Source organism: Rhizobium etli 8C-3 (assembly GCF_001908375.1).
Lineage (GTDB): Bacteria > Pseudomonadota > Alphaproteobacteria > Rhizobiales > Rhizobiaceae > Rhizobium > Rhizobium etli_B.
The window spans coordinates 1,298,716-1,320,153 of sequence record NZ_CP017244.1; the positions used below are offsets into that span (position 1 = coordinate 1,298,716).

The window sequence follows — 21,438 nt, forward strand, 5'->3', positions numbered from 1 at the left end:
AAAATGGTCGTAAGCTACAAAACGCAAAAGGTTAGAGACATCGAGGTTTTCTACAGAGAGGCCGGTTCAAAGGAAGCGCCGGTCCTACTCCTGCTCCACGGTTTTCCGTCATCCAGCCACATGTTCCGTGATCTGATCCCGCTGTTGGCAGATCGGTACCGCGTCATCGCACCAGACCTTCCCGGGTTCGGTCGAACGATCACACCTCCACGTGGGGAGTTTGCTTACACATTCGATAACCTCGCCGCTGTCGTGACTGGGTTCACAGAGGCGCTCGGCCTCAGCCGCTATGCACTTTACGTGTTCGACTACGGCGCACCGGTCGGGTTCAGGATGGCGACGGCCAATCCAGAGCGGATCACCGCCTTAATCAGCCAAAATGGCAACGCTTACACGGAAGGGTTCAGCGATGAATGGACGGCGTGGGAGGCCTATTGGCGTGACCCCTCCGCCGAAAACAGGGAGGCATGTAGGGCATCCCTCTCGCCTGAGGTGATCGAGAAATGGCAATACCGCACCGGGGCATCAAAAGAGCGTCTTTCGCCCGATGGTTACCAGCTTGATACCGCGTTCATGTCGCGGCCTGGCGCGGAAGACATTCAACTGGATCTAATCCTCGACTACAGAACAAACATCGACCGGTATGAAGAGTTTCAGGCGTATTTCCGGGATCACCAACCACCGTTCCTGGCGGTCTGGGGCAGACACGATCCAGCATTCGTACCGGCGGGTGCCGACGCCTATAAGCGTGACCTGCCCGCCGCGGAGGTCCATCTGCTCGATACCGGCCATTTCGCTTTGGAAACACATGCTGATGAGATCGCTCAGTTCATCCGGAGCTTCCTGATCAGACACGTCTAAGCTCAATACGACAGTCTCGTGGTCGAGTTTGGCTCCAGGATCACTGAAAAGGAAACAATGGGTGAAGCTTCGCGGGGGAGACAGGTACGGGTTTTATGAACCAGTCCCAGCGTTCCAGCTCACGCAACAGAGTTTTGCGCGTCGCGCACCTACAGGATGCCAGCAAGCTCCACGAAATATTGTTCGTTGGTTCGGTTCGCGCCTTCGGCGTCTTTCGCAAATGACTTGAAACACATCAACTTATCGTTCGAAGAAAGGAACAGATACATGATCAATCTTGAAGGCAAACGAGCATTGGTAACTGGCGGGTCGCGAGGTATTGGTGCTGCGATCGCATTGGCGCTGGCGGAAAACGGCGCGGATGTCGCGTTCACCTACCAACGCTCCGCCGAAAAGGCTTCAAAGGTAACGGAAGCGATCGAAAAGATGGGGCGTCGCGTGGCTGCAATCCAGGCCGATAGTGCCGACCCCGAGGCGATTTCTAGCTCAGTAAGCGAGGCCGTCTCCGTTTTGGGCGGGCTGGACATCCTTGTGAACAGCGCAGCGATTGGCCACAATGGAATGATCGCGGACCTTGACGTCTCAGCGTATCAGACGTTGATGGATGTCAACGTACGGGGTCCGGTCCTGTTCGCGAAAGCCGTTATCCCGCATCTCGGCAAAGGCGGCCGCATCGTCACAATCGGCTCGGCTCTGGGTGAGCGGGTACCGTTTCGCGGCATTACACCCTACGCAATGTCCAAGGCTGCACTCACATCCTTCACACGCGGTCTTTCGCGTGAACTTGGTCCGAGTGGTATCACCGTCAATCTCGTGCAACCTGGAGCAACCGACACGGAGAGCAACCCGGCGGATGGACCAGCTGCAGACTTGCAGAAGAGCTTGACGTCCCTGGGGCGCTACGGCGAACCGCGCGAAATCGCCAACGCCGTCGTATTTCTCGTAAGTCCGGCTGCGAGTGTTATCACGGGTGCTATTCTGACCGCAGACGGCGGCGCGATAGCCTGATTTTCTCGTAAAATTCCGAATAGGATAATGGTACCCACCGTTGATCGCCTGTGCATGCCGGCCATTGATCACTTCGGTGGGCGCCTTCTCCATGCTTTTACTTTTGACAATAGGAGACCTTGATGGCCAAGCCTGAACTTTTCGTCACACCCGGGTACGGGCAGAAATTCCATGAGCTTTTGCACTTTTCACAAGCGCTCAAGATTGGTGATCGCATTGAGATCTCCGGCCAGGGCGGATGGAATGATGAACTCGAAATCCCGGATTCGATGGTGAGCGAGATCGAGAGAGCGTTTGAGAATGTCCAGCGAACCTTGGCCACGGCCGGCGCGGAGTGGAGGGATGTCGTCCATGTCAATTCTTATCACGTTGGAGGCTTTCCACCGATTGTAAACGAGACGATTGCCGGTCTTTTCCGAAAGTACATGCCCGATCGCGCTCCCATTTGGACGCAAACCGGTGTGGAAGCCCTTGGGCTCCCCGCCATGCGAATTGAGATCCGTGTCACTGCCATCCTGGAATGACACTGGCGCCTGCCACGGCCGCATTAGTGCGCAATGACTAGTCGCGCTGAGCAACGGCCGAACCATGGCTGTAGCCAGCTGACCGCCTCAACGCGATCAGTCGACATAGCCCGATAGCAACACCCAGGCCGGGACAGCCGACCAGTGGAACCGTCCGGCATCGAGAGCCGCAACCGGCAGGACAGCCACCATCGCCGGCAGGATGACTGCGAGCAGCGCCTTGTCCCAGCTTTTCGTGCCCGCCTGCGCTTCCGGTTTGGTGGGGACGAAGGCAACTGTAAGAAACAAAGTAACCGACGCAAAAAATGTTGCATTAGCCAAGCTATCAAGCCACACCCGGGCAGCATCGGCTTGATATAGCGCGGGGCAATAGCACGCTCTGTCACACGATAAAGACCAAGTATTTGGTCGGCATCGGTGACATTCCGAAAAACCGTCGTCATGGGCAAAACTTTCGAAACGTGGAAGCCATGCCGCTCCACCATGCCCGTGAGTTGGCGCCCTATGCAGGGATTCCGAATGACTCTATCGGCCACAAATCAGGGTGCACGGCGGCGATCGCCGCATAGCGGAACATCGACGATCCGATGTGAATGATGCGGCCGCCCGGTTTCATTCTGCGTGCTGCTTCCTGGGTGGCGACGAAGACGCCTGTCACGTTGACGGCAACCATGCGCTCATAATCCTCGAACTTGATATCTTCGATCGCACCCCCGAGTGCGATACCGGCGTTGTTGACGAGGATGTCGAACCGGCCGTAGGTTTCCTCGGTCTTGGCGACGGCGGCGCGCATAGCCCCCGGATCGCCGGCATCGGCCTTGATGGCAATGGCATGTCCGCCGGCTTTCTCGATGTCCGTTACGACCGCTGCGGCCTTCTCCGGCGACTGATTGTAGGTGATGGCGACGGCAGCGCCCGCAGCCGCCAGCCGTTTTGCGATGGCAGCTCCGATCGAGCGCGAGCCGCCGGTGACAAGGGCAGTCTTTCCCGAAAGGTTCTCGATTGCTTCGGTCATAGCGATAACTCCAAAGGTTCGGTGTCGATGGAGCAAGTATCGCGCGTTTCAGCCGGGCTGATTAGTTGTTGATGGCGTTCAACAGTTTCAACGAATGCTTGGAAATGGCGCCGGGTTCGCGCCATCTGACCACATGTCTGAAGGATATCCGGAGCGTTCTGTCTTTTCGCTGCTCAGTCAATGCGTCTTTCCGTAGTTTCTGCTCGCATCCAGCAGGTGCCTGGAATAGCCGTGCTCGACGGCTCCTTTGCGCAGCCGTTCGATATCCACCTCTTCGACGATCTCGCCTGCCTCCATGATGGCGACGCGACCGCACATGTGGGAGACGACGGCCAGATCGTGGCTGACGAGCAGATAGGTCAGGCCGCGATCCTTGCGCAGGTCTTCCAGCAGATTGAGAATTTCCGCTTGAACCGATACGTCGAGCGCCGACGTCGGCTCGTCGAGCAACAGCACGGCCGGATTGAGCACGAGGGCTCGAGCGATGGCCACGCGCTGACGTTGCCCTCCCGAAAGTTGGTGCGGGAAGCGGTAGGTTAGCGACGGATCGAGGCCAACCGCCAGCAGCAGGGCATCTATGTCCACCGAGTTGGTGGCAAGCCCCTGGTTGCGGAGCGGCTCCTTAAGCTGTGAGCGTATCGTCTTGCGGGGATGAAGTGAACCATAAGGGTCCTGAAAGACCATCTGCACGCGGCGGAAGAACTGCCGGTCGCGCTGCCGACCCAACATGTCTCCATCCAGCTTGATTCCCCCTTCGTAGTTCGGGTTGAGACCGGATATTGCCCGCAGGACCGTAGACTTTCCGCAGCCGGATTCACCAACCAGACCGAATGCCGTGCCCCTCTTGATGCGCAGGCTGACATTCCTGACGACCGGCCTCTGACCGGAACCGAAACGAATCGTGAGATTGTCAATTTCGATCAATGCGGCGTCTCCAAAGTGATGTCATCGAACCAGGCCGGATCACGCTTCAACACCGGCAGTCGGGCGGGCGGGTTTTCGATCGAGGGCAAGGATGCAAGCAGCCCTTGCGTATAGGGATGCCTTGCATTCTCAAGCTCGGAAGCCTTGAGCACCTCGACGACCCGCCCGGCATACATGATGAGCACGCGATCGCAGAAGTTGCGGACGAGGTTCAGGTCGTGACTGATGAAGATCAGCCCGAGGTTGCGGCGGGCCACGAGTTCATCAAGGAGTGCCAGGATCTCGAGCCGCACCGTCACATCGAGGGCAGACGTCGGCTCGTCGGCAATCAGAACCTCGGGTTCCACAATCAGCATCATCGCAATCATGACCCTCTGACCCATGCCGCCTGAAATTTCGTGAGGATAGAGCCGAGCCACCCTTTCGGCATCACGGATCTGGACCGCTTCGAGCATCTCGATCATTTTCCGGTCAGCCTGTTTTGCAGTCGACTTCGGATAGTGGAAGCGAAAGGTTTCGGCGATCTGCTCGCTGATCCGCATAACAGGGTTCAGCGAATATTTCGGATCCTGCAGGATCAGTCCAATGCGCCGTCCCCTTATTGTCATCATCATACGCTCGTCGGCCTTGAGCAGATCCATGTCGCGAAACGTCATCTTCTCGGCGCGCACGATTGCCTTCGGCGGCAGCAACTTCATGACGGCGCGCCCGACAGTCGACTTGCCCGACCCGGATTCGCCGACGATGCCTAGCTTTTCGTGTCCCAGCGAGAAGCTGACGCCGCGCACGGCGCGCACGGTTCCACCGCCGAAGGCAATCTCGAGATTGCGGATGTCGATGAGCGAAGACGTCATTCCGAACCTCTCGGGTCAAGAACGTCGCGAAGGGCATCGCCGACAAGATTGAACGCAAGGCTGACAAGCGCGATGGCAATGCCGGGCGCTGCAATGACCCATGGGCTGTCGAGCATGAATTCACGCCCGGTCGCGGCCATTGCTCCCCACTCCGGCCAAGGCGGCTGCGCGCCAAGACCGAGGAACCCCAGGCCAGCCGCCGTAATGATGATGCCGGCCATGTTCAGGGTCACGCGAACGATCACCGAGGGAATGCACATCGGCAGGATGTGGCGAGTGATGATCGCCATTGGCGTCGCCCCTTGCAGACGCACGGCGGCGATGAAATCGGCCTTGCGCAGACTGAGCGTCTCGGCGCGCGCAAGCCGGGCGATTGGTGGCCATGCTGTCAACGAAATTGCGATGATCGCGTTGGTGATGCCGGGACCGAGTGCTGCGGCAAATCCCAACGCAAGTACCAGGCCTGGAAAAGAAAGGAAGATGTCGGTGATGCGCATCAGCACTTCATCGACGATACCACCGAAATAACCCGAACAGGTGCCGATCATAAGACCCATCGGAGCGACGATGACGGAAACCAGCATGATGATGTAAAGCGTCGTGCGCGCACCGTAAATTACCCTTGAAAGGACATCGCGGCCAAAATTGTCGGTGCCGAGCCAATGTTGTGCCGAAGGTGGTGCGAGCCGCCTTGCCATATCCTGGACGATCGGATCGTAACGCGTCAGCAATGGCGCAGCGAGCGCGACCAGGATCAGCAGGGTGATGATTGCGAGCCCCGCCAGGCCGAGGGGATGAAGTCTGAACTTCAGCCAGCCCTGGTGGAATTGCTGCACCGAGGACTGAAACCGGCCCTGCGGCTCGGGCGCAAGCAACCATCTGCGAAGGCTGCTTGCATTGACGCGATCTGCATGTTGGGCGGACATTGTCATCGGCATCACCGTGTTCTCGGATCAAGAATGCGATAAAGGACATCCGAAAGGATGTTGATGGTTAGGAAGACGGCGCCGATCGTCAGCACAGCGCCCATCACGACGTTCATGTCGTTCATCTGAAGTCCCCGGGTAAGATACTGGCCGAGTCCCGGCCAGCCGAAAACGGTCTCGATGAGCACTGCCCCTTCAAGGAGGCCCCCGAAGGTGAGCGCCATGATGGTCAGAAGCTGCACGCGAATATTTCTAAAGGCATGACGCCAGACGACCTTCCGCAGTCCAAGCCCCTTCGCTCTCGCCGTTGTAATGTATTCTTGGCCGAGCTGCTCCAGCATGAAGCTGCGTGACATGCGGCTGATATAGGCCACCGAATAATAGCCAAGGATCGTGCCCGGCAGGATGATATGTCCGAGCGCGCTTCGAAAGACGTCCCACTGTCTCTCGATTGCCGAATCGATCAGGAGAAAACCGGTCACCGGCGTGACGAGCCCCTCGTAAAATACGTCGACCCGCCCGGATGCGCCGACCAGCTTCAACTTCGCATAGAAGACGAAAAGCGCCATCAGCCCGGTCCAGAAGATCGGGATGGAGTGGCCGGCAAGCGCGATGATGCGTGCGATGTGATCAATGATGGTGCCGCGCCTGACAGCAGCGGTGATGCCGAGCGGCACGCCGACAAGGGCACCGACAATCATGGCGATGACGGCAAGCTCGATGGTTGCGGGAAAGATGGTCAGCAGATCGGTGAGGATCGGCTGACCGGTCGTTGCCGATGTGCCGAGGTCGCCGGTTGCAACCTTCTGCACATAGTCTAGGAATTGTGCCCAGATCGGGCGCCCCAGTCCCAGTTCGTTGTAGACGCGATCATAGACCTCCTTGCTGACCTCCGCTCCGGTGATGGCAAGCACCGGGTCGGCAGGAAGCAGACGTCCCATCGAAAAGGTGAGGAAGAGCAGGCCAAGGAGTGTGGTTATCACCGCCAAGACGCGCCCTGCCAACCGTCGCAGGGCCATCGCAAGCGGATGGGACGGCGCATGTACCAGGCCGTCCTCATCCAGATTGCGCTCCGCATCCCGTTTCGATGTCAGATCGGCGCTCGCCACGGCCCATTACTCCTTCGTCACGCCATGCCAGCGCGTCGACCAGGTCGTATGCCCATGATAACCTTTGACATTGGCACGTATGACATAGGGGTCGGTGCGCTGGAAGAAGATGACGAGCGGGGCGTTCATGCCGCTGTAGATGCCGTCCATCTTCTGGAAGATTTCCGTGCGCTTTCCCGCATCAGGTTCCTTCATGGACTGATCGACGAGAGTATTGAGTTCGTCCACCTTCATCCCGGCTCGCCAGAGATAATAGCTGCCGAGACGCGCCTCGTCGCTGTTGTCGGGATTGTAGGCGTACTGCGTGGCAACCGCGAAAGGATCCGGCAGCCGGGCACCCGAATTGCCAAGCAGGATTTCATATTTCCGTTCGCGAAATGCGGGCGTGAATTCGCCGGGCACGAGATTAAGATCAAGACCGGCGGCACGGGCGCTCGCCTGCAGCGCTTCGGCGAACGGCAAGGTCGCCGCTCCCGACGGATTGAGCACTTTCTTCAAGCCATTCGGGTATCCTGCCTCGGCCAGCAATTGCTTGGCCTTGGCGGGATCGTAATCGTGGCGGGACGTCGCGTCCTGTGGTGCGCCAATCATGCCGCGAGGGATCATCGAGTGCCACGGAAAACCGGTATAACGCATGATATTGCCGGAGATCGCCTTCCAGTCGAAAGCATGCTGGAATGCTTCGCGGACCTTGGGCTTCTGCAGGTCCGGATCCTTTTGATTGAGAGCGATATAGTAAAAACCGAGCCCCGGAACGCTATCGATCACCATTTCCTTGTTATTGGCCAATGCATCCAGGTCGCCGCTTGCGAGATATTGCCCGACATCGACGTCGCCGGCTTCGAGCTGGAGGCGCAGATTGCCAGATTCCGGGATGTGGCGAGCGACAACCCGTGCCATGGCCGGCGGGCCAGCCCAATAATTCTTCTGCGCGTTGAAAATCGCGACATCGTTTGGCCGCCATTGCGCGAGGGTGAAAGGTCCACTTCCTGCCGAGTTGGCCGACAGCCACGCGCCGGCGAGATCGCCGTTCGCCTCATGCGACAGTGCCGTCTTCTTGTCGATGATGCCGATCGAAGAGCCCGCGAGAGAATAAAGCACAAGATCGGTATTAACGGCGTGTGGCAGTTCGATCTCCAGCGTTTGCTCGTCTTTGGCCCGGACGAGCTTGTCCACGTTTTCGGACGTGAAACCCCAAAGCGCGACATCGGTGGAGCCGACTTGCCCCATCTTGATGACGCGCTGGATCGACCATGCGGCGTCTTCGGCCGTGACAGCATTGCCGCTTTGGAAGACCGCGTCGTCGCGCAAGGTTAGCGTAATGAGCCTGCCGTCTTCAGAGACAGTCCATTTTGTGGCAAGCATCGGCTTCAGTGTCTTAAGATCATCGGGCGACAACTGGACGAGGTTGTCATAGAGGTTGGAGATCAGCTCGGAGACCGTGCGGGCATTGTTCTGGGCCGGATCGAGCGTTCGAATACCGGTAAGATTGGTACCGATCACCAGCATGTTCGGCGGTGACGCCGCAAAGGACGGTTGTGCCGTGACCAAAGCACCGGCCAGTGCGATCGTCGTCAGTAAGTTCTTCAGCATCTCAAGACCTCCCAATCTCGTGGCGCAGTGGTTAAGCGCCTCTTGCCTGCCTGAAATCATGGTGTCGAACTCAGCCCGCCGCCTCAGCGGGAAGGCCGCAGATCTCCAAGCCCGTGGATGTCGCCTGCAGCCTCCCAACCTTGGAGCAAGCGAACCAATTCTTCGCGGTCCGTTTGATCGAGGAGTGGCAGTCCCGGCACGCGCACGGGCCCGACGTCGAGGCCGCAATGGGTCACAGCCTCCTTCACGACCGTCACATTGGCACCATTGCGAAACTTCGTGCGCATGCGTTCGAACGGTTCGAGGCGGTTGATGATGGCGCGTGCGGCAGCGAAATCGCCCTTGGAGAGCGCATCGTGGACGGCGAGCGACAATTGCGGCGCAACATTGACAAGGCCGGATGTGAAGCCACGTGCACCAGCGGCGGTGAACGACAGCGCCCAGCTCTCCGCAAGACCGCAGACGAACAGCGCGCCTGCCGGATCCGACGCCGCAATCGCCCTGGAAAGCAGCATCAGGTCCGGCGTTGCGAACTTAATGCCGGCAATGTTGCCGTGACCGGCAAGACGGATCATATCATCGACACTAAAGCCATCCGCCCGCACATAGGCGACCAACGGCAACGGCGAAGCGTCCGCAAGATTGCAGAAATAGTCGATCTGAGCCGACGGTGCAGCAAAGGGATCGACGGGTTGGTGCGACATCACCGCAGATGCGCCGATGCTGGCGGCATCCTTCGCCATCCCGATTGCTTCGCGCAGCGATCTGCCGACCGCCGCAGTCACCGGCGCCTTGTTGTCAACGCCGTAAACCGCCGCTTCATGGACGCGGCGGATCTCTTGCGGCGTCAGAGCATAGAATTCGCCGGTGTTTCCTGCAGCAACAATATTGTGGATCCCAGCGGCTGCCACCCTGAGGTAGACCATTGCCGTGATTTGCGGTTCGACTTCGCCATTTTCGTCATAGGCCGTCACCGGCACACCCGACACACCCAACAGCGCCCGACGTATGGTTGCAATGCCCATCTTCTTCCCTTTCCATCAATTGCCGAAGCGGAAGGGCGCCAAGCCCTCAGCGTCCACGTCGAAAGCAACGACCGTGCCCGCTTCGAAATATCCGCTGCGGTTGGTCGACAGGCTGGTGACGAAGAGCGTTCGCATGTCAGGACCGCCAAAACACGGCATCGTCGGCGCGGCGACCGGCAGAATGTAGATTTCGAGGATCTCACCGGCAGGAGAAATCCGGTTAAGCCGGCCCGCCGAAACGCCCGCACTCCAATAGCAGCCATCCCGGTCGGTTGCGCCGCCATCGGGCCGGCCCTCCTCCTCCGAAAAAACGCGAAGCCGGCTGGCATTGGCGAGTTCGCCCCTTTCCGGGTCGAAATCAAAAGCCTGCAGGAAACATTGGCGGCTGTCGGAGTGATACATGCGCCGGCCGTCTGGTGACCAGGCAAGCCCGTTGGAGCTGGTCAGCCCTGTTGCGACGGTCCGTGCGCTGCCGTCCGCCCCCAGGCGGTAGAGCGCCGCGTCATTGGTCTGCGGCTTGGCCTCGCTCATGGACCCGACCCAGAAATGGCCGTCCGGGCCAACCTTCCCATCGTTGAGACGACAGTTGGCGCCCCCCACCGGATCGCACAAAAGCTCGAAGTCTCCGCAAACTGGATCGAAAAGATGCAGGCCTGTTCGAAGCGCGACCACGACACGCCGGTCGCGGCAAAGCCCAAGGCTGCCGATCGCCGACGGCATGTCAAAGCGATCGACCTTTCCTTGCGGCGAGATCCGGATGACGGCTGGCGCTTGTATGTCGACAAGCCAGAGCGTACCGCTCTCTTCGTCCCATACAGGCGATTCACCCACTCCCAGCGGCTGTTGCAGCACCGGACGGACGTGCGGACGGACGATCCGCGGCGGCGTCATGGAACCGTCTCCGGGCTCATGGCCAAACCCTCGCCATTGCGCATGCGGATGTTGCCGTCGTGGTTGGTTTCGCAGAACGCTCCGCCCTGGAATGCACGGGCGATCGCCCCTTCGGACGGCTCCTCGATGCGAGCATAGTCACGAGGCCGGTCTTGCGGCTGGTAGCCAAGCCTGCTTGCCAATCCGTTGTTCCACCACCTCTCCTCGGCGTCGGAAACGCCGTAGACGACGGTTGCGGCGATGAGGGGATGGGTAAGGCCGATCGCCACCAGTTGTGCCAGGTCACGTGCACTGATCCAGATTGCCACGGACCGCTCGCTGGTCGGATAGGTGCCCGCGTTGCCGATGCGGATGGAAAGAGTGCGAATGCCGCAGGTGTCGTAATACAGGCCTGCCACCAGTTCGCCCCAGCACTTGGAAAGCCCGTAGGGGCTGTCGGGACGCATAGGATCCAGCGGCGAGACGACTTGGCCGCGCGGATAAAATCCGGTCACATGGTTGCTTGAGGCGTAAACCACCCGTTCAACCTTGTTGATCCTCGCTGCCTCGTAGAGATTGTAGGTGCCCAGGACATTCGCATCCAAAATAGCGCGCATGTCGACGCCGCTTGCTATCCCGGCCAGGTGAATCACGCCATCTACCTCTTGCAGGGCAGCATTTGCCTCGTCACGCCTTGCAAGGTCGGCTCTCACGAAGCTTTCGTTCTTGCCCAGCGCTTCAGGCTCGTCGATGTCGATCAGACGCAGGTATTCGGCATGCGGCCGAAGAAGCGGCCTCAGCAATGTGCCTACGCGTCCGGCAGCGCCTGTGAGGGCCAGCCGTTTCATCGTGTCTTCCTCCCGTTGTCGCTCAAACGCCCTGGAACATGCGAGCGCGCGCATTCAATATGTGCCTCTTCATAGCGTCGTGGGCCTCGGCTTCGTTTCGCGCAAAGATCGCCGCCACGATGACGGCGTGTTCGTCCTGGACGCTGCGTATCTGTTCGGGTGTCCGTTTGAGGCTCAAGCTTCGCGTCACGGAATGTCCGATTGCGAAATGCGGCCTGAACCATTCGCGTACCGTGATGTGGAACTGGTTCCCCGTCGCCATGGCAATCGCATCGTGAAGCGCCTGATCCTCCTCGGCGCCAAGCTTGCCGTCTCTCAAGCATTGTTCAATCGCAGAAAGGGTAGCCGTTATCCTTTCCTTGTCGGCGGGTTGCCAGTTGCGTGCGGCAAGTTCGGCAGCCTCGGCCTCCAGGCCGGCACGGAACTCAAAAAAGCGCTGCACGTCGGCAAGCGAGCCGACCGGAACCATTTTCAGCATGGACGAGTCCGGCCGCTGCCGCACATAGGAGCCGGACCCCTTGCGCGACACGACCAGCCCGTCGACCCTTAGACGCTCGAGCGCTTCACGCACGACCGGCCTCGATGCGCCAAACATGACGGCAAGCTTCGATTCGGGCGGCAGCCGTTCATTCACCGGAAAGTTACCGTCCGCGATCATCCCCACGATCTTCTCGTAGATGATGTCGCTGAAACGTGTTGCGCCCCTGTTGGGGTCGGCAACGGCCGACAGTTTCATCATCGTCCTTCTTCTTTCTGCCGCCAGGCAGCAAATTCCGCAAAGGCCCCATCACCGGGAGCGTCAGGGTCGAATATGCTCCGGCGCGACCGTCTTTTGCGGCGACTGCAACCATTTTCCATGTCGAAGGGCTACTAAATCTGTCATTATCTGTCAACTCTTGTAATTATTTGAGAACATGTCTATGGTCGGCTCATGGCGCCGAGAAGGGCGTCTTGCGCCGAGTGGGAGCTCGTCGCGCCGGTTCACACCAGAGTCGTTCCGGCACAAAAAGGGGAGGAACTTCAATGCGCGATGAACTATTGTCTCGCGGCGTGACCAGGCGCGCCGTGCTCGGAGGTATGGCCGGTGTGGCAGCTCTGTCGATTGCCGGACGCGTCGTTGCGGCAGGCGGCGAGGCGCCCGCATGGGCGCAGCTTGCCCGGGACGGAAAGCTGCCGCCGCTTGCCGAACGGCTGCCAAAGAAGCCGATGATCGTGACACCTTTCGAAAAGGCCGGAACCTATGGCGGAACGCTCCGCCGCGGCCTCAGAGGTTCATCCGACCATAACGGCATTCTGCGCATGGTCGGCAACCAAAGCCTCGTGCGCTGGAACCTGGAATTCACGCAAGTTGTGCCCAACCTCGCTGAACGCTGGGAGATCAACGACGACGCCTCGCAATTCACCTTTTACCTGATCGAAGGGGTGCGCTGGTCCGATGGACATGCTTTTACCGCCGACGACATCGTCTTCGCCATTGAGGATTGCGTCAAGAACAGCGAGCTCTACAGCTCGACACCTGCGCAGCTGTCTGTTGCCGGCAAAGCCGTCAAGGTCGAGAAGATCGATGATTTTACGGTGAAGTTCACCTTTGCTGCGGCAAACGCACTCTATCTGGAAAACCTGGCAACACCGCTTGGCCAGCATCCGACACTCTTTCCGAAGCACTACTGCAGCCAGTTCCTTCCGAAGTACAATCCCAATATCGCCGAGGAAGTGAAAAAAGCAGGAGTGGGCAGTTGGACCGATCTCTTCCGCGCGCGTTGCGGCGATATCGAGATCCCGTCGCGATGGGGCAACCCCGACAAGCCGACTCTCGATCCATGGGTTGTGAAGGAGCCTTATAGCGGTGGCGCGACGCGCGTCGTCATGACCCGGAACCCCTATTTCTGGCAGGTCGACACTCAGGGCAACCAGCTTCCCTATATCGACGAGATCAATTTCAGCATCTCGCAGGATGTAGAGTCGCTGATGCTGAATGTCATCTCGGGAAAGATCGACATCCAGGAGCGCCATATCAGCGTTCTTTCAAACAAGCCGACACTCTCCCAAAACATGGAAAAAGGCGGCTATCGCCTGCTGTCGCTGGTGCCTTCCGCCTCCCAGCAGTGCCAGATCTACTTCAACATGACCCACAAGGATCCGGCCCTGCGCAAGATGTTTGCCGACAAGTCGTTCAGACAGGCGCTTTCGCTTGCGATCAACCGGCAGGAATTGATCGACATCGTCTATTTCGGCCAAAGCGAATCCTACCAGGCCGGCCCCCGCCCGGAACATCCTTGGTACCACGAAAGGCTCGCGCGTCAGTTTTGCGAGTATGATCCTGATAGGGCCGGCGCGATGCTGGATGAGGCCGGTTACAAGATGAATGGGAGCGGGTTGCGCCTGCGGCCAGACGGTCAGAAGGTGTTTTTCACAGTCGACGTCATTCCGACGCTCTATCCCGATCTCGTTGACGCCCTGGAACTGGTCAAGGCGCATTGGGCACAGATCGGCATCGAGATGAAGGTCAACACGATCGAGCGTGCCCTCTATTACACACGCGGCGACGACAACGCGCATGATGCGGCAGTCTGGCCAGGTCCTGGAGGTCTCGATCCGATGCTTGACCCGCGCGACTTCTTCGCCTTCCACCCGCAGGGCTCGCGCTACGCCATTCCCTGGTCGCTTTGGTATACGTCAAACGGCGCTCGCGGCGAAGAACCGCCGGAAAGTCAGAAGAAACGCATGAAGCTTTTTGACGACGCCCGTTCCACCGCCGATCTTTCCAGGCGTGGCGCAATCATGACGCAGATCTTCGACATTGCCGCTGACGAATTCGAGACAGTGGGTCTTTGCCTTGCCGTCGGCGGTTTCGGGATCATCCGCAACAATCTTCACAACGTTCCAGAAAAGCAGCCCGACAGCTGGTCCTGGCCGAATCCAGGCCCTGCACTGCCCCAGCAATTTAGCTTCACGAGCTGATTTTGCCGCTCCAGCGCCGTCCCTTTGCGCGACGGCGCTCCTTTCAAGCGCGCTGCCCGCAGCTCGGGCGCGGTGTTTAATGCAAGAGACGTCTCATGCTGATCTTCATCGCTAAACGCCTTTTATGGATGGTGCCATCCCTTTTCGCCGTCAGCTTCCTTGCCTTCGTGCTTATCCAGCTGCCGCCGGGAGATTACGTCACGACTTATATTGCAACGCTTGCGGCATCCAACGAAGTCATCGATCAGAACACCGCGGCGCAATTGCGTGAGCGCTTCGGACTCGATGAGCCGATGCTCGTGCAGTACTTTAAATGGATATGGGGCATCCTTTCCCGCGGCGACTTCGGCATTTCCTTTGAATGGCAGCAACCGGTCTCCGGCCTCATTTGGGAGCGCATGGCGCTGACGCTGGTGCTCGCTCTTTCGACACTCATCGCCACCTGGGCAATCGCATTGCCGATCGGCGTCTTTTCTGCGGTTCGCAAATATTCGATCGGCGACTATTTCTTCACCGCCTTCACCTTCCTCGGCCTGGCTATTCCATCGTTCCTGCTGGCGCTGGTGCTCATGTATATCGCGGCCGTCGAGTTCGGCCAGGATGTCGGAGGCCTCTTTTCATCCGAGTTCGAAACCGCGCCCTGGAGCATCGCCAAGGTCCTCGACCTTCTTTCACATATATGGCTTCCCGTCATCATTCTGGCCGTGTCTTCTACCGCGAGCCTGATCCGCGTGATGCGCGCGAACATGCTCGATGAACTGCCGAAGCCTTACGTCACCACGGCACGGGCAAAAGGTCTTTCCGAGTTCAGGCTGCTCGTGAAATACCCCTTAAGAATTGCGCTCAATCCGTTCATCTCGACGATCGCCTGGCTCCTTCCAAACCTGATTTCCGGCTCCGTCGTCGTGGCAATCGTCCTCAATCTGCCGACGGCAGCGCCCTTGTTGCTGCAGGCGCTGATGGCACAGGACATGTACCTGGCTGGCGCCTTCGTACTGCTGATCTGCGCGCTCACTCTGATCGGCTCGTTGATCAGCGACATCTTGCTTGCGCTGGTCGATCCGCGCATCCGCTTGGAATAGGGGGAGGCCTCATGGCCGACATTGCAGTCACAAATCTCGCGCCGGATCGCGCCGCTGTCGCCTCGCAATGGCAGCTCATCTGGTGGGCTTTCCGTCGGCACCGGCTTGCCATGATATCCCTCGTCGTCACCTTCTTGATGTACGCCGTAGCCGTCATTCCGGGGTTCTTCACCATCAACGATCCGAACCTGCAGAACGCTCGGGCGACTTTTCATCCACCGCAGAGATTGCACCTCGTCGATACCGGCGACGGGATCTCCATTGGCCTGCACTACTACCCGCTGAAGCTTACCCGTGATCCGCAAACGCTTGCGGCGATCTACAAGGAGGACAGGACGAAGCGGATCGACGCGCAATTCTTCGGGCGCGGGTATGAATATTCCGTGCTCGGCCTCTTCAGCACCGACATCCATCTGCTCGCGTCATCCGAGAAGACCTCGCCCCTTCTTCTGTTCGGAGCCGACAGGCTTGGGCGCGACGTCTTCAGCCGGACGGTTCAAGGGTCTCAGATTTCGCTGTCGATCGGTCTTGTCGGCGTCTTCTTCTCGCTGATGCTTGGCGTCGTCCTCGGCGGCATTTCCGGATATTACGGCGGCCGCATCGATTTCTTCATGCAGCGGCTGATCGATTTCGTACTCTCCTTGCCGACGATCCCGATCTGGCTTGCGATGGCGGCGGCCCTGCCCCAGGGTTGGCCAGCAACGCTTCAGTACATGATGATTACCATCATTCTGTCGCTGACCGGCTGGGCGCAGCTTGCCCGTGTCGTGCGCGGCCGTTTTTTGTCCTTGCGCACCGAGGAATTTGTAGCCGCCGCAAGACTCGATGGTGTTCGCGAAAGGCGCATCATCTTTCGTCACATGCTGCCGAGTTTCGCAAGCCACGTCATAGCGTCGATCACGCTTGCCGTGCCGGCGATGATCCTTGCGGAAACCTCCCTGTCCTTCCTGGGCCTTGGCCTGCAGCCGCCGACCATTTCCTGGGGTGTCCTTTTGCGCGAGGCTCAAAACATACGCTCAATCGCTACGGCGCCGTGGCTGTTCATGCCAGGGGTTGCCGTCGTCGTCGCCGTCATGGCGCTCAACCTTCTCGGCGACGGCCTGCGTGATGCAGCCGACCCCTATAACAAGTGAGACCGGCATGACTGACGTGATTCCCATCGCCGGCAGCAGACCGCCGCTCCTGCAGGTGAACAACCTGACCGTCGACTTTGCCTTGCGCAACGGCGTCTTTCGCGCAGTTGACAGTCTTACCTTTTCGATCGATCCGGGAAAAACCCTCTGCGTCGTCGGCGAGAGCGGCTCGGGCAAGTCGGTGACGGCGCGCTCCATTCTGCAGATTGTAGACGCGCCTGGCCGCATCGCCGCAGGCTCCATCGTCCTGAACGGCAAAGACGGCCGCCCCATTGACCTCGTCAGCCTCAGCCCGCGCGGGCGTCAAATCCGCGCCATACGTGGCCGCGATATCGCAATGATCTTCCAGGAACCAATGTCGTCACTCTCCCCGGTGCACACGGTGGGCGACCAGATCATCGAAGCCCTCCGCCTTCACACCAGGATGAGCAAGACGCAAGCACGCCGCGAAGCGATATCCCTCCTGCAGCAGGTGGAAATTCCCTTCCCGGAAAAAGCGGTCGATCGCTATACCTTCCAATATTCTGGTGGCATGCGCCAGCGCGCCATGATCGCAATGGCACTTGCATGCAAACCTCAACTGCTCATCGCCGACGAGCCAACCACGGCTCTGGACGTGACCACGCAAGCCGAAATCCTCGACCTGATTGCCCGGCTGCAGAAGGCCTATGGGATGGCGGTGCTCTTCATAACGCACGACATGGGCGTGGTGGCGCAAATCGCCGACGACGTGCTTGTCATGCACAACGGCGTTGCCAAGGAATATGCGCCGGTCGAGCAGATCTTTCATGCGCCGAAAGACAGCTACACCCGAATGCTGATCAGCTCCGTACTGAAGCTTGAGGCCAAGGCCGAAATCAGGCTGGCGCGAACGCCGCTCGACACGACGGCAGCGCCTATCCTCGAACTGCGCAACGTCTCCGTGGATTTCGGAGAGGTCAAAGCGCTCGACGATATTTCCATTTCGCTCCTGCCACGCGAGACGCTGGGTATCGTCGGCGAAAGCGGCTCAGGAAAGACGACGATGGGCCGCTCGATCATGCGCCTCATCGATCCGACGGCAGGCGAGATCGTCTATCGCCGCGCCGATGGTGGCACGATCGATCTGGCGACCGCGAAGGGACCGACGCTTGCCACGGCCCGACGCGAACTGCGCATGGTGTTTCAGGATCCTTTCGGCTCGCTCAATCCCCGCATGACTGTCTCTCAAATCATCGGCGAGCCACTGCTTGTCAACGGCGTCGCGAGCGGGCGGGTGCTCGACGAGCGCGTCTGCCACCTGATGGAACAAGTCGGTCTCGATCCTGCGAGCCGTGAACGCTATCCTCATGCCTTTTCGGGAGGCCAGCGTCAGCGCATCGGAATTGCCCGCGCCATCACGCTCAACCCGCGGGTCATCGTTGCAGACGAAGCGACTTCGGCGCTCGACGTATCCGTCCGCTCCCAGGTGCTCGACCTTTTGATGCGCCTGCAGGATGAACTCGGCCTTGCCTACATCTTCATCAGCCACGACATCGGCGTCATTCGCTACATGTGCGACCGCGTCGGCGTGATGTACAAGGGCCGGCTTGTCGAGGTCGGGGATGCGGACAAGGTTTGCAAAGCGCCCGAGCACGCCTACACCCAAGCCCTCATCTCCGCCATTCCGCGCCCCGACCCGCGCGATCGCGATCGCTCGCGGCGTTTTCGCTACGTCGAACCAGGCAACTTGAAGAACGGGAGTTCTGTGCGATGAAGATCACCGGAATTAGAACCTTTCTCATGCATGCGGGCCAACCTTTTTCCTCGAAATGGGCCTTGGAGGCGCTCTCGCGAGACGACGCGCCCAAACTGCTGCCGGGCACCAGAAACTGGCTGTTCTTGAAGCTCGATACCGACGAAGGCATCACCGGCATCGGTGAATGCTCAGGCTGGCCGCGGGTCATCGAGACGGCGATACACGATCTCGCACCATTGCTTATCGGCGAGGACCCCGCCAATATCGAACGGCTCTGGCAGAAGATGCATATCGCCATGATGAGCCACGGCATGCTGGGAACAGTTGGCGCCGGCGCCATGACTGGCATCGACATGGCGCTTTGGGACATCAAGGGAAAAACCCTCGGCGTGCCGGTCTGGATGTTGCTCGGCGGCAAGGTGCGCGACCGGATCCCGATCTACACCCATGCAAACTCCCCCGAGCGGGCGCTTTCAGCCAAGGAGCGCGGCATCAAGGCGATCAAGTGTGGCGGGGTAGCCGATCCGGTCCGCAAGGTCGCTGCTTTGCGCGAGGCCGTCGGCAACGATATCGACATTGCGATCGATCTGCACGGACCGCCCTGGCTGACGCCTGCCGATGCCTGCCGGCTGGTGCGTGCATTGGAGCCTTACGAACTCTTCTGGGTCGAAGATCCGATTGCCCCTGACAACACCGATGGCTATCGGCGTATTCGCGATGCGGCGCACGTGCCTTTGGCGGCCGGCGAGCGTTCGGCGACCATCTTCGGCGAACGAGAACTTATCGAGGAAGAACTGGTCGACGTGATCCAGCCGGATACCGGCCGGGCCGGCGGCATTACGCAGATGAAGAAGATTGCGGCGATGGCCGAGGCGCATCATATCCAGATGGCACCACATTCCGGCTCGCTTGGCCCGGTCGCCGAATATGCGGCCCTGCACGTGCTTGCTGCGATCCCCAACGCCCTCATCCTCGAGCGCATCGATGACGACTGGGACGGCCGCCGGCAGACGATCGTGCCTCATCCCGAGCAGGTCGACGGATTGGTTGCAGTTCCTGATGCGCCAGGGCTCGGCTGCGACATCGATGAGACTTTCGTGGCTCGCTTCCCAAGTGGCGGCAACGTCTCGATACCCGTGCCGGAGGATGCCGGCTCGTACAATCCCGGAACCTACAACGAGCATCTCTATGTGCAGACGCGACTGTCGCGCCGCGCCTATTTCAATCGGTAGAAGGACATCAAGATGAAGATCGACCGCATGCGGGTTTTCATGACCCGCGACAAGGACCGTCCCCGCGTCATCGTCGCACTCGACACGGATGACGGCCTGACAGGATGGGGCGAATGCTATAACCATGGTCCGGACAAGGCGCTTCCGCCGCTCTTGGATTATCTCTACGCCTTCCTGTCCGGCCAGGATCCGACACGTGTCGACTATCTCGTCAATCTGCTCATCCAGCAGAGCCGATTTCCGCCTGGCGCATTGGGGCTGGCAGCAATCTCCGCCCTCGATCACTGCCTGTGGGACCTTGCGGCCAAAGCCGCAAACGTCCCCGTCTACAAGCTTCTGGGTGGCGAAGTGCGCGATCGCATCAAGGTCTATGCGGGCGTCTATACAGCACCGGATGCGCCGGCGGCCCGCGACGAGTTCGACCGACTGAACGCTGAATGGGGTTTTACCGCTTTCAAGCTCAGCCCGTGGCGCATCGACATGCACACCCATCGCTGGGGCAACGTCGTCAAAGCCTCGGCGGATTATTTTCGCACATTGCGCGAGACCGTGCGCGACGACTATGAAATCGCGTTTGACGCGCATGCCAAGATCTTCGAGCCGATTGCAGCCCGCCAGCTCGGCAATGCGCTTGCACCATATGATCCGCTGTTTTACGAGGAACCGCTTCGTCCGGAAAACATCGAAGCCTGGGGCGACCTCAAGCAGGGGCTCAACTGTGTGCTCGCTACCGGGGAATCGCTCTACAATCGAAACGAGTTCCTGCGTCTGCTGCAGGTGAAGGGCGCCGATCTGATACAACCCGACATCTGCGTGGTCGGCGGCATCAGCGAAATGCGGCGGATTGCGTTTCTCGCCGAGGCATTCTTCGTCGGCGTGGCACCCCACAATCCGATGGGCCCGCTGGCAACTGCGGTCAACGTTCACTTTTCGGCAGCCGCCCAGAACTTCCGCATTCTCGAGTACCGATTGCCGACGGGCCAGGCCTATGTCTATGGCGGCAACGACATAGAGAAGCGGCAGGGGCAGACGCGATATGTCCTCGATCCCTATCTGCCGAAGGACGGCTATCTAGAGCTTCGGCCCGATCGGCCCGGCTGGGGCGTGGAGATGGACGAAGAGGCAATGACTGAGGAAGGCTACGTTCATTGGCAACGGCGCGTCCCGAAACGGCCAGACGGCTCCTATGCCTTTGCTTGAGAGCGAGACACGCTCCAAGAGCAGCCCGCTGACCGGCGCATCCGGCGGTCAACGGGTTGCCACATCATTTTTCACCATAGTCATTGTAAAATGCTGGTTTTGTTCGTGCTGAACCCCTCATCCGGGATGCGGTAGCAGGCAAGGGCCAGCCCAAGGCACTTATGAGATTTTTATATTGGCGTCCTTCACCCCGTCTCGAACCTTTATGCGGTTCGGCCACATATTGAAGGCCGAGAGATCGACAAGATCATCTTCGCGCCAGAAAGCATGAAAGGTGTCCGTCTTTTTTAAGAACGGTGCCTCTCGTCCTGTCTGACTCCAAAGAACAACAACAGGAGCCAAGATCAATGATGGACATCATCCTGCTCGGCATCGTGGTGGCATTCTTCGCACTGTGCTCTGCTTATACCAGCGCCTGCGACCGGCTCTGAACGGAAAAACACATCATGACGCTCGATCATATCCTAGGCGGTGCGGTGACGGTGTTTCTGACCGTTTACCTCACCTATGCCCTCATTCGCCCCGAGCGCTTCTGACTAGGAAGCACCGGGTACTG

General features: G+C 59.4%; 20 protein-coding genes and 1 pseudogene. 10 read left to right on the forward strand and 11 right to left on the reverse strand.

Translation table 11 applies throughout. From position 1 onward, the window contains the following. Positions 1-3 precede the first annotated feature (3 nt). From AM571_RS31095 to AM571_RS31105, 3 genes are all read left to right on the forward strand, one after another. Entirely contained in the window at positions 4-861 is an 858-nt protein-coding gene (locus AM571_RS31095) for an alpha/beta fold hydrolase (RefSeq protein ID WP_074064800.1), read from the forward strand. A gap of 267 nt (positions 862-1,128) precedes the next feature. Next, a complete protein-coding gene (locus AM571_RS31100; protein WP_074064801.1) occupies positions 1,129-1,869 on the forward strand; it encodes an SDR family NAD(P)-dependent oxidoreductase in 741 nt (246 codons plus the stop codon). Between the two features lie 122 nt (positions 1,870-1,991). Continuing rightward, a complete protein-coding gene (locus tag AM571_RS31105) occupies positions 1,992-2,393 on the forward strand; it encodes a RidA family protein (protein WP_074064802.1) in 402 nt (133 codons plus the stop codon). 96 nt (positions 2,394-2,489) lie between these two features. Here AM571_RS31105 and AM571_RS31110 read toward each other — a convergent pair whose 3' ends face one another. From AM571_RS31110 to AM571_RS31160, 11 genes and pseudogenes are all read right to left on the reverse strand, one after another. Continuing rightward, positions 2,490-2,681 carry a hypothetical protein gene (locus tag AM571_RS31110; protein ID WP_237358612.1) on the reverse strand — a complete coding sequence of 64 codons (192 nt, stop codon included), beginning with the start codon at positions 2,679-2,681 and terminating at the stop codon, positions 2,490-2,492. Positions 2,682-2,952: 271 nt separating this feature from the next. Next, positions 2,953-3,408, reverse strand: a pseudogene (locus AM571_RS31115) (SDR family NAD(P)-dependent oxidoreductase); the annotation flags it as partial. 177 nt (positions 3,409-3,585) lie between these two features. Further along, positions 3,586-4,332, reverse strand: a complete 747-nt coding sequence (locus AM571_RS31120) for an ABC transporter ATP-binding protein (protein WP_074064803.1) — start codon at positions 4,330-4,332, stop codon at positions 3,586-3,588. Next, positions 4,329-5,186, reverse strand: a complete 858-nt coding sequence (locus tag AM571_RS31125) for an ABC transporter ATP-binding protein (RefSeq protein ID WP_074064804.1) — start codon at positions 5,184-5,186, stop codon at positions 4,329-4,331. The genes AM571_RS31120 and AM571_RS31125 overlap by 4 nt, the downstream gene beginning before the upstream one ends. Then, positions 5,183-6,118 carry an ABC transporter permease gene (locus AM571_RS31130; RefSeq protein ID WP_074065686.1) on the reverse strand — a complete coding sequence of 312 codons (936 nt, stop codon included), beginning with the start codon at positions 6,116-6,118 and terminating at the stop codon, positions 5,183-5,185. Before AM571_RS31130 ends, AM571_RS31125 begins: the two co-directional genes overlap by 4 nt. Before the next feature lie 5 nt (positions 6,119-6,123). Next, on the reverse strand, positions 6,124-7,221 hold the full coding sequence (locus AM571_RS31135; protein ID WP_074064805.1) for an ABC transporter permease: 1,098 nt from the start codon (positions 7,219-7,221) through the stop codon (positions 6,124-6,126). 6 nt (positions 7,222-7,227) lie between these two features. Beyond that, entirely contained in the window at positions 7,228-8,814 is a 1,587-nt protein-coding gene (locus tag AM571_RS31140; protein WP_074064806.1) for an ABC transporter substrate-binding protein, read from the reverse strand. 83 nt (positions 8,815-8,897) lie between these two features. Continuing rightward, positions 8,898-9,839 (reverse strand): dihydrodipicolinate synthase family protein, encoded by a 942-nt coding sequence (locus AM571_RS31145; protein ID WP_074064807.1) that lies wholly within the window; start codon positions 9,837-9,839, stop codon positions 8,898-8,900. A gap of 15 nt (positions 9,840-9,854) precedes the next feature. After that, the gene (locus tag AM571_RS31150; protein WP_074064808.1) at positions 9,855-10,730 is read right to left on the reverse strand and encodes an SMP-30/gluconolactonase/LRE family protein; all 876 of its coding nucleotides are present in this window, start codon (positions 10,728-10,730) and stop codon (positions 9,855-9,857) included. Beyond that, a complete protein-coding gene (locus tag AM571_RS31155; RefSeq protein ID WP_074064809.1) occupies positions 10,727-11,557 on the reverse strand; it encodes an NAD-dependent epimerase/dehydratase family protein in 831 nt (276 codons plus the stop codon). The genes AM571_RS31150 and AM571_RS31155 overlap by 4 nt, the downstream gene beginning before the upstream one ends. A gap of 22 nt (positions 11,558-11,579) precedes the next feature. After that, on the reverse strand, positions 11,580-12,293 hold the full coding sequence (locus AM571_RS31160; RefSeq protein WP_074065687.1) for a FadR/GntR family transcriptional regulator: 714 nt from the start codon (positions 12,291-12,293) through the stop codon (positions 11,580-11,582). 287 nt (positions 12,294-12,580) lie between these two features. Between AM571_RS31160 and AM571_RS31165 the strand changes: the two genes are divergently transcribed. The 7 genes from AM571_RS31165 (at position 12,581) to AM571_RS31200 (ending at position 21,418) form a co-directional block, all read left to right on the forward strand. Then, on the forward strand, positions 12,581-14,518 hold the full coding sequence (locus tag AM571_RS31165) for an ABC transporter substrate-binding protein (protein WP_074064810.1): 1,938 nt from the start codon (positions 12,581-12,583) through the stop codon (positions 14,516-14,518). Between the two features lie 95 nt (positions 14,519-14,613). Beyond that, positions 14,614-15,600 (forward strand): ABC transporter permease, encoded by a 987-nt coding sequence (locus AM571_RS31170; RefSeq protein WP_074064811.1) that lies wholly within the window; start codon positions 14,614-14,616, stop codon positions 15,598-15,600. Positions 15,601-15,611: 11 nt separating this feature from the next. Continuing rightward, on the forward strand, positions 15,612-16,733 hold the full coding sequence (locus tag AM571_RS31175; protein WP_074064812.1) for an ABC transporter permease: 1,122 nt from the start codon (positions 15,612-15,614) through the stop codon (positions 16,731-16,733). A 7-nt stretch (positions 16,734-16,740) separates the two neighbouring features. Further along, complete coding sequence (locus tag AM571_RS31180) at positions 16,741-18,468, forward strand: ABC transporter ATP-binding protein (protein ID WP_074064813.1); 1,728 nt, start codon at positions 16,741-16,743, stop codon at positions 18,466-18,468. Next, positions 18,465-19,682, forward strand: a complete 1,218-nt coding sequence (locus AM571_RS31185; RefSeq protein WP_074064814.1) for a mandelate racemase/muconate lactonizing enzyme family protein — start codon at positions 18,465-18,467, stop codon at positions 19,680-19,682. Before AM571_RS31180 ends, AM571_RS31185 begins: the two co-directional genes overlap by 4 nt. 12 nt (positions 19,683-19,694) lie before the next feature. Beyond that, the gene (locus tag AM571_RS31190) at positions 19,695-20,882 is read left to right on the forward strand and encodes a galactarate dehydratase (RefSeq protein ID WP_074064815.1); all 1,188 of its coding nucleotides are present in this window, start codon (positions 19,695-19,697) and stop codon (positions 20,880-20,882) included. Between the two features lie 446 nt (positions 20,883-21,328). Then, a complete protein-coding gene (locus AM571_RS31200) occupies positions 21,329-21,418 on the forward strand; it encodes a K(+)-transporting ATPase subunit F (RefSeq protein WP_074064817.1) in 90 nt (29 codons plus the stop codon). Positions 21,419-21,438: the final 20 nt, after the last annotated feature.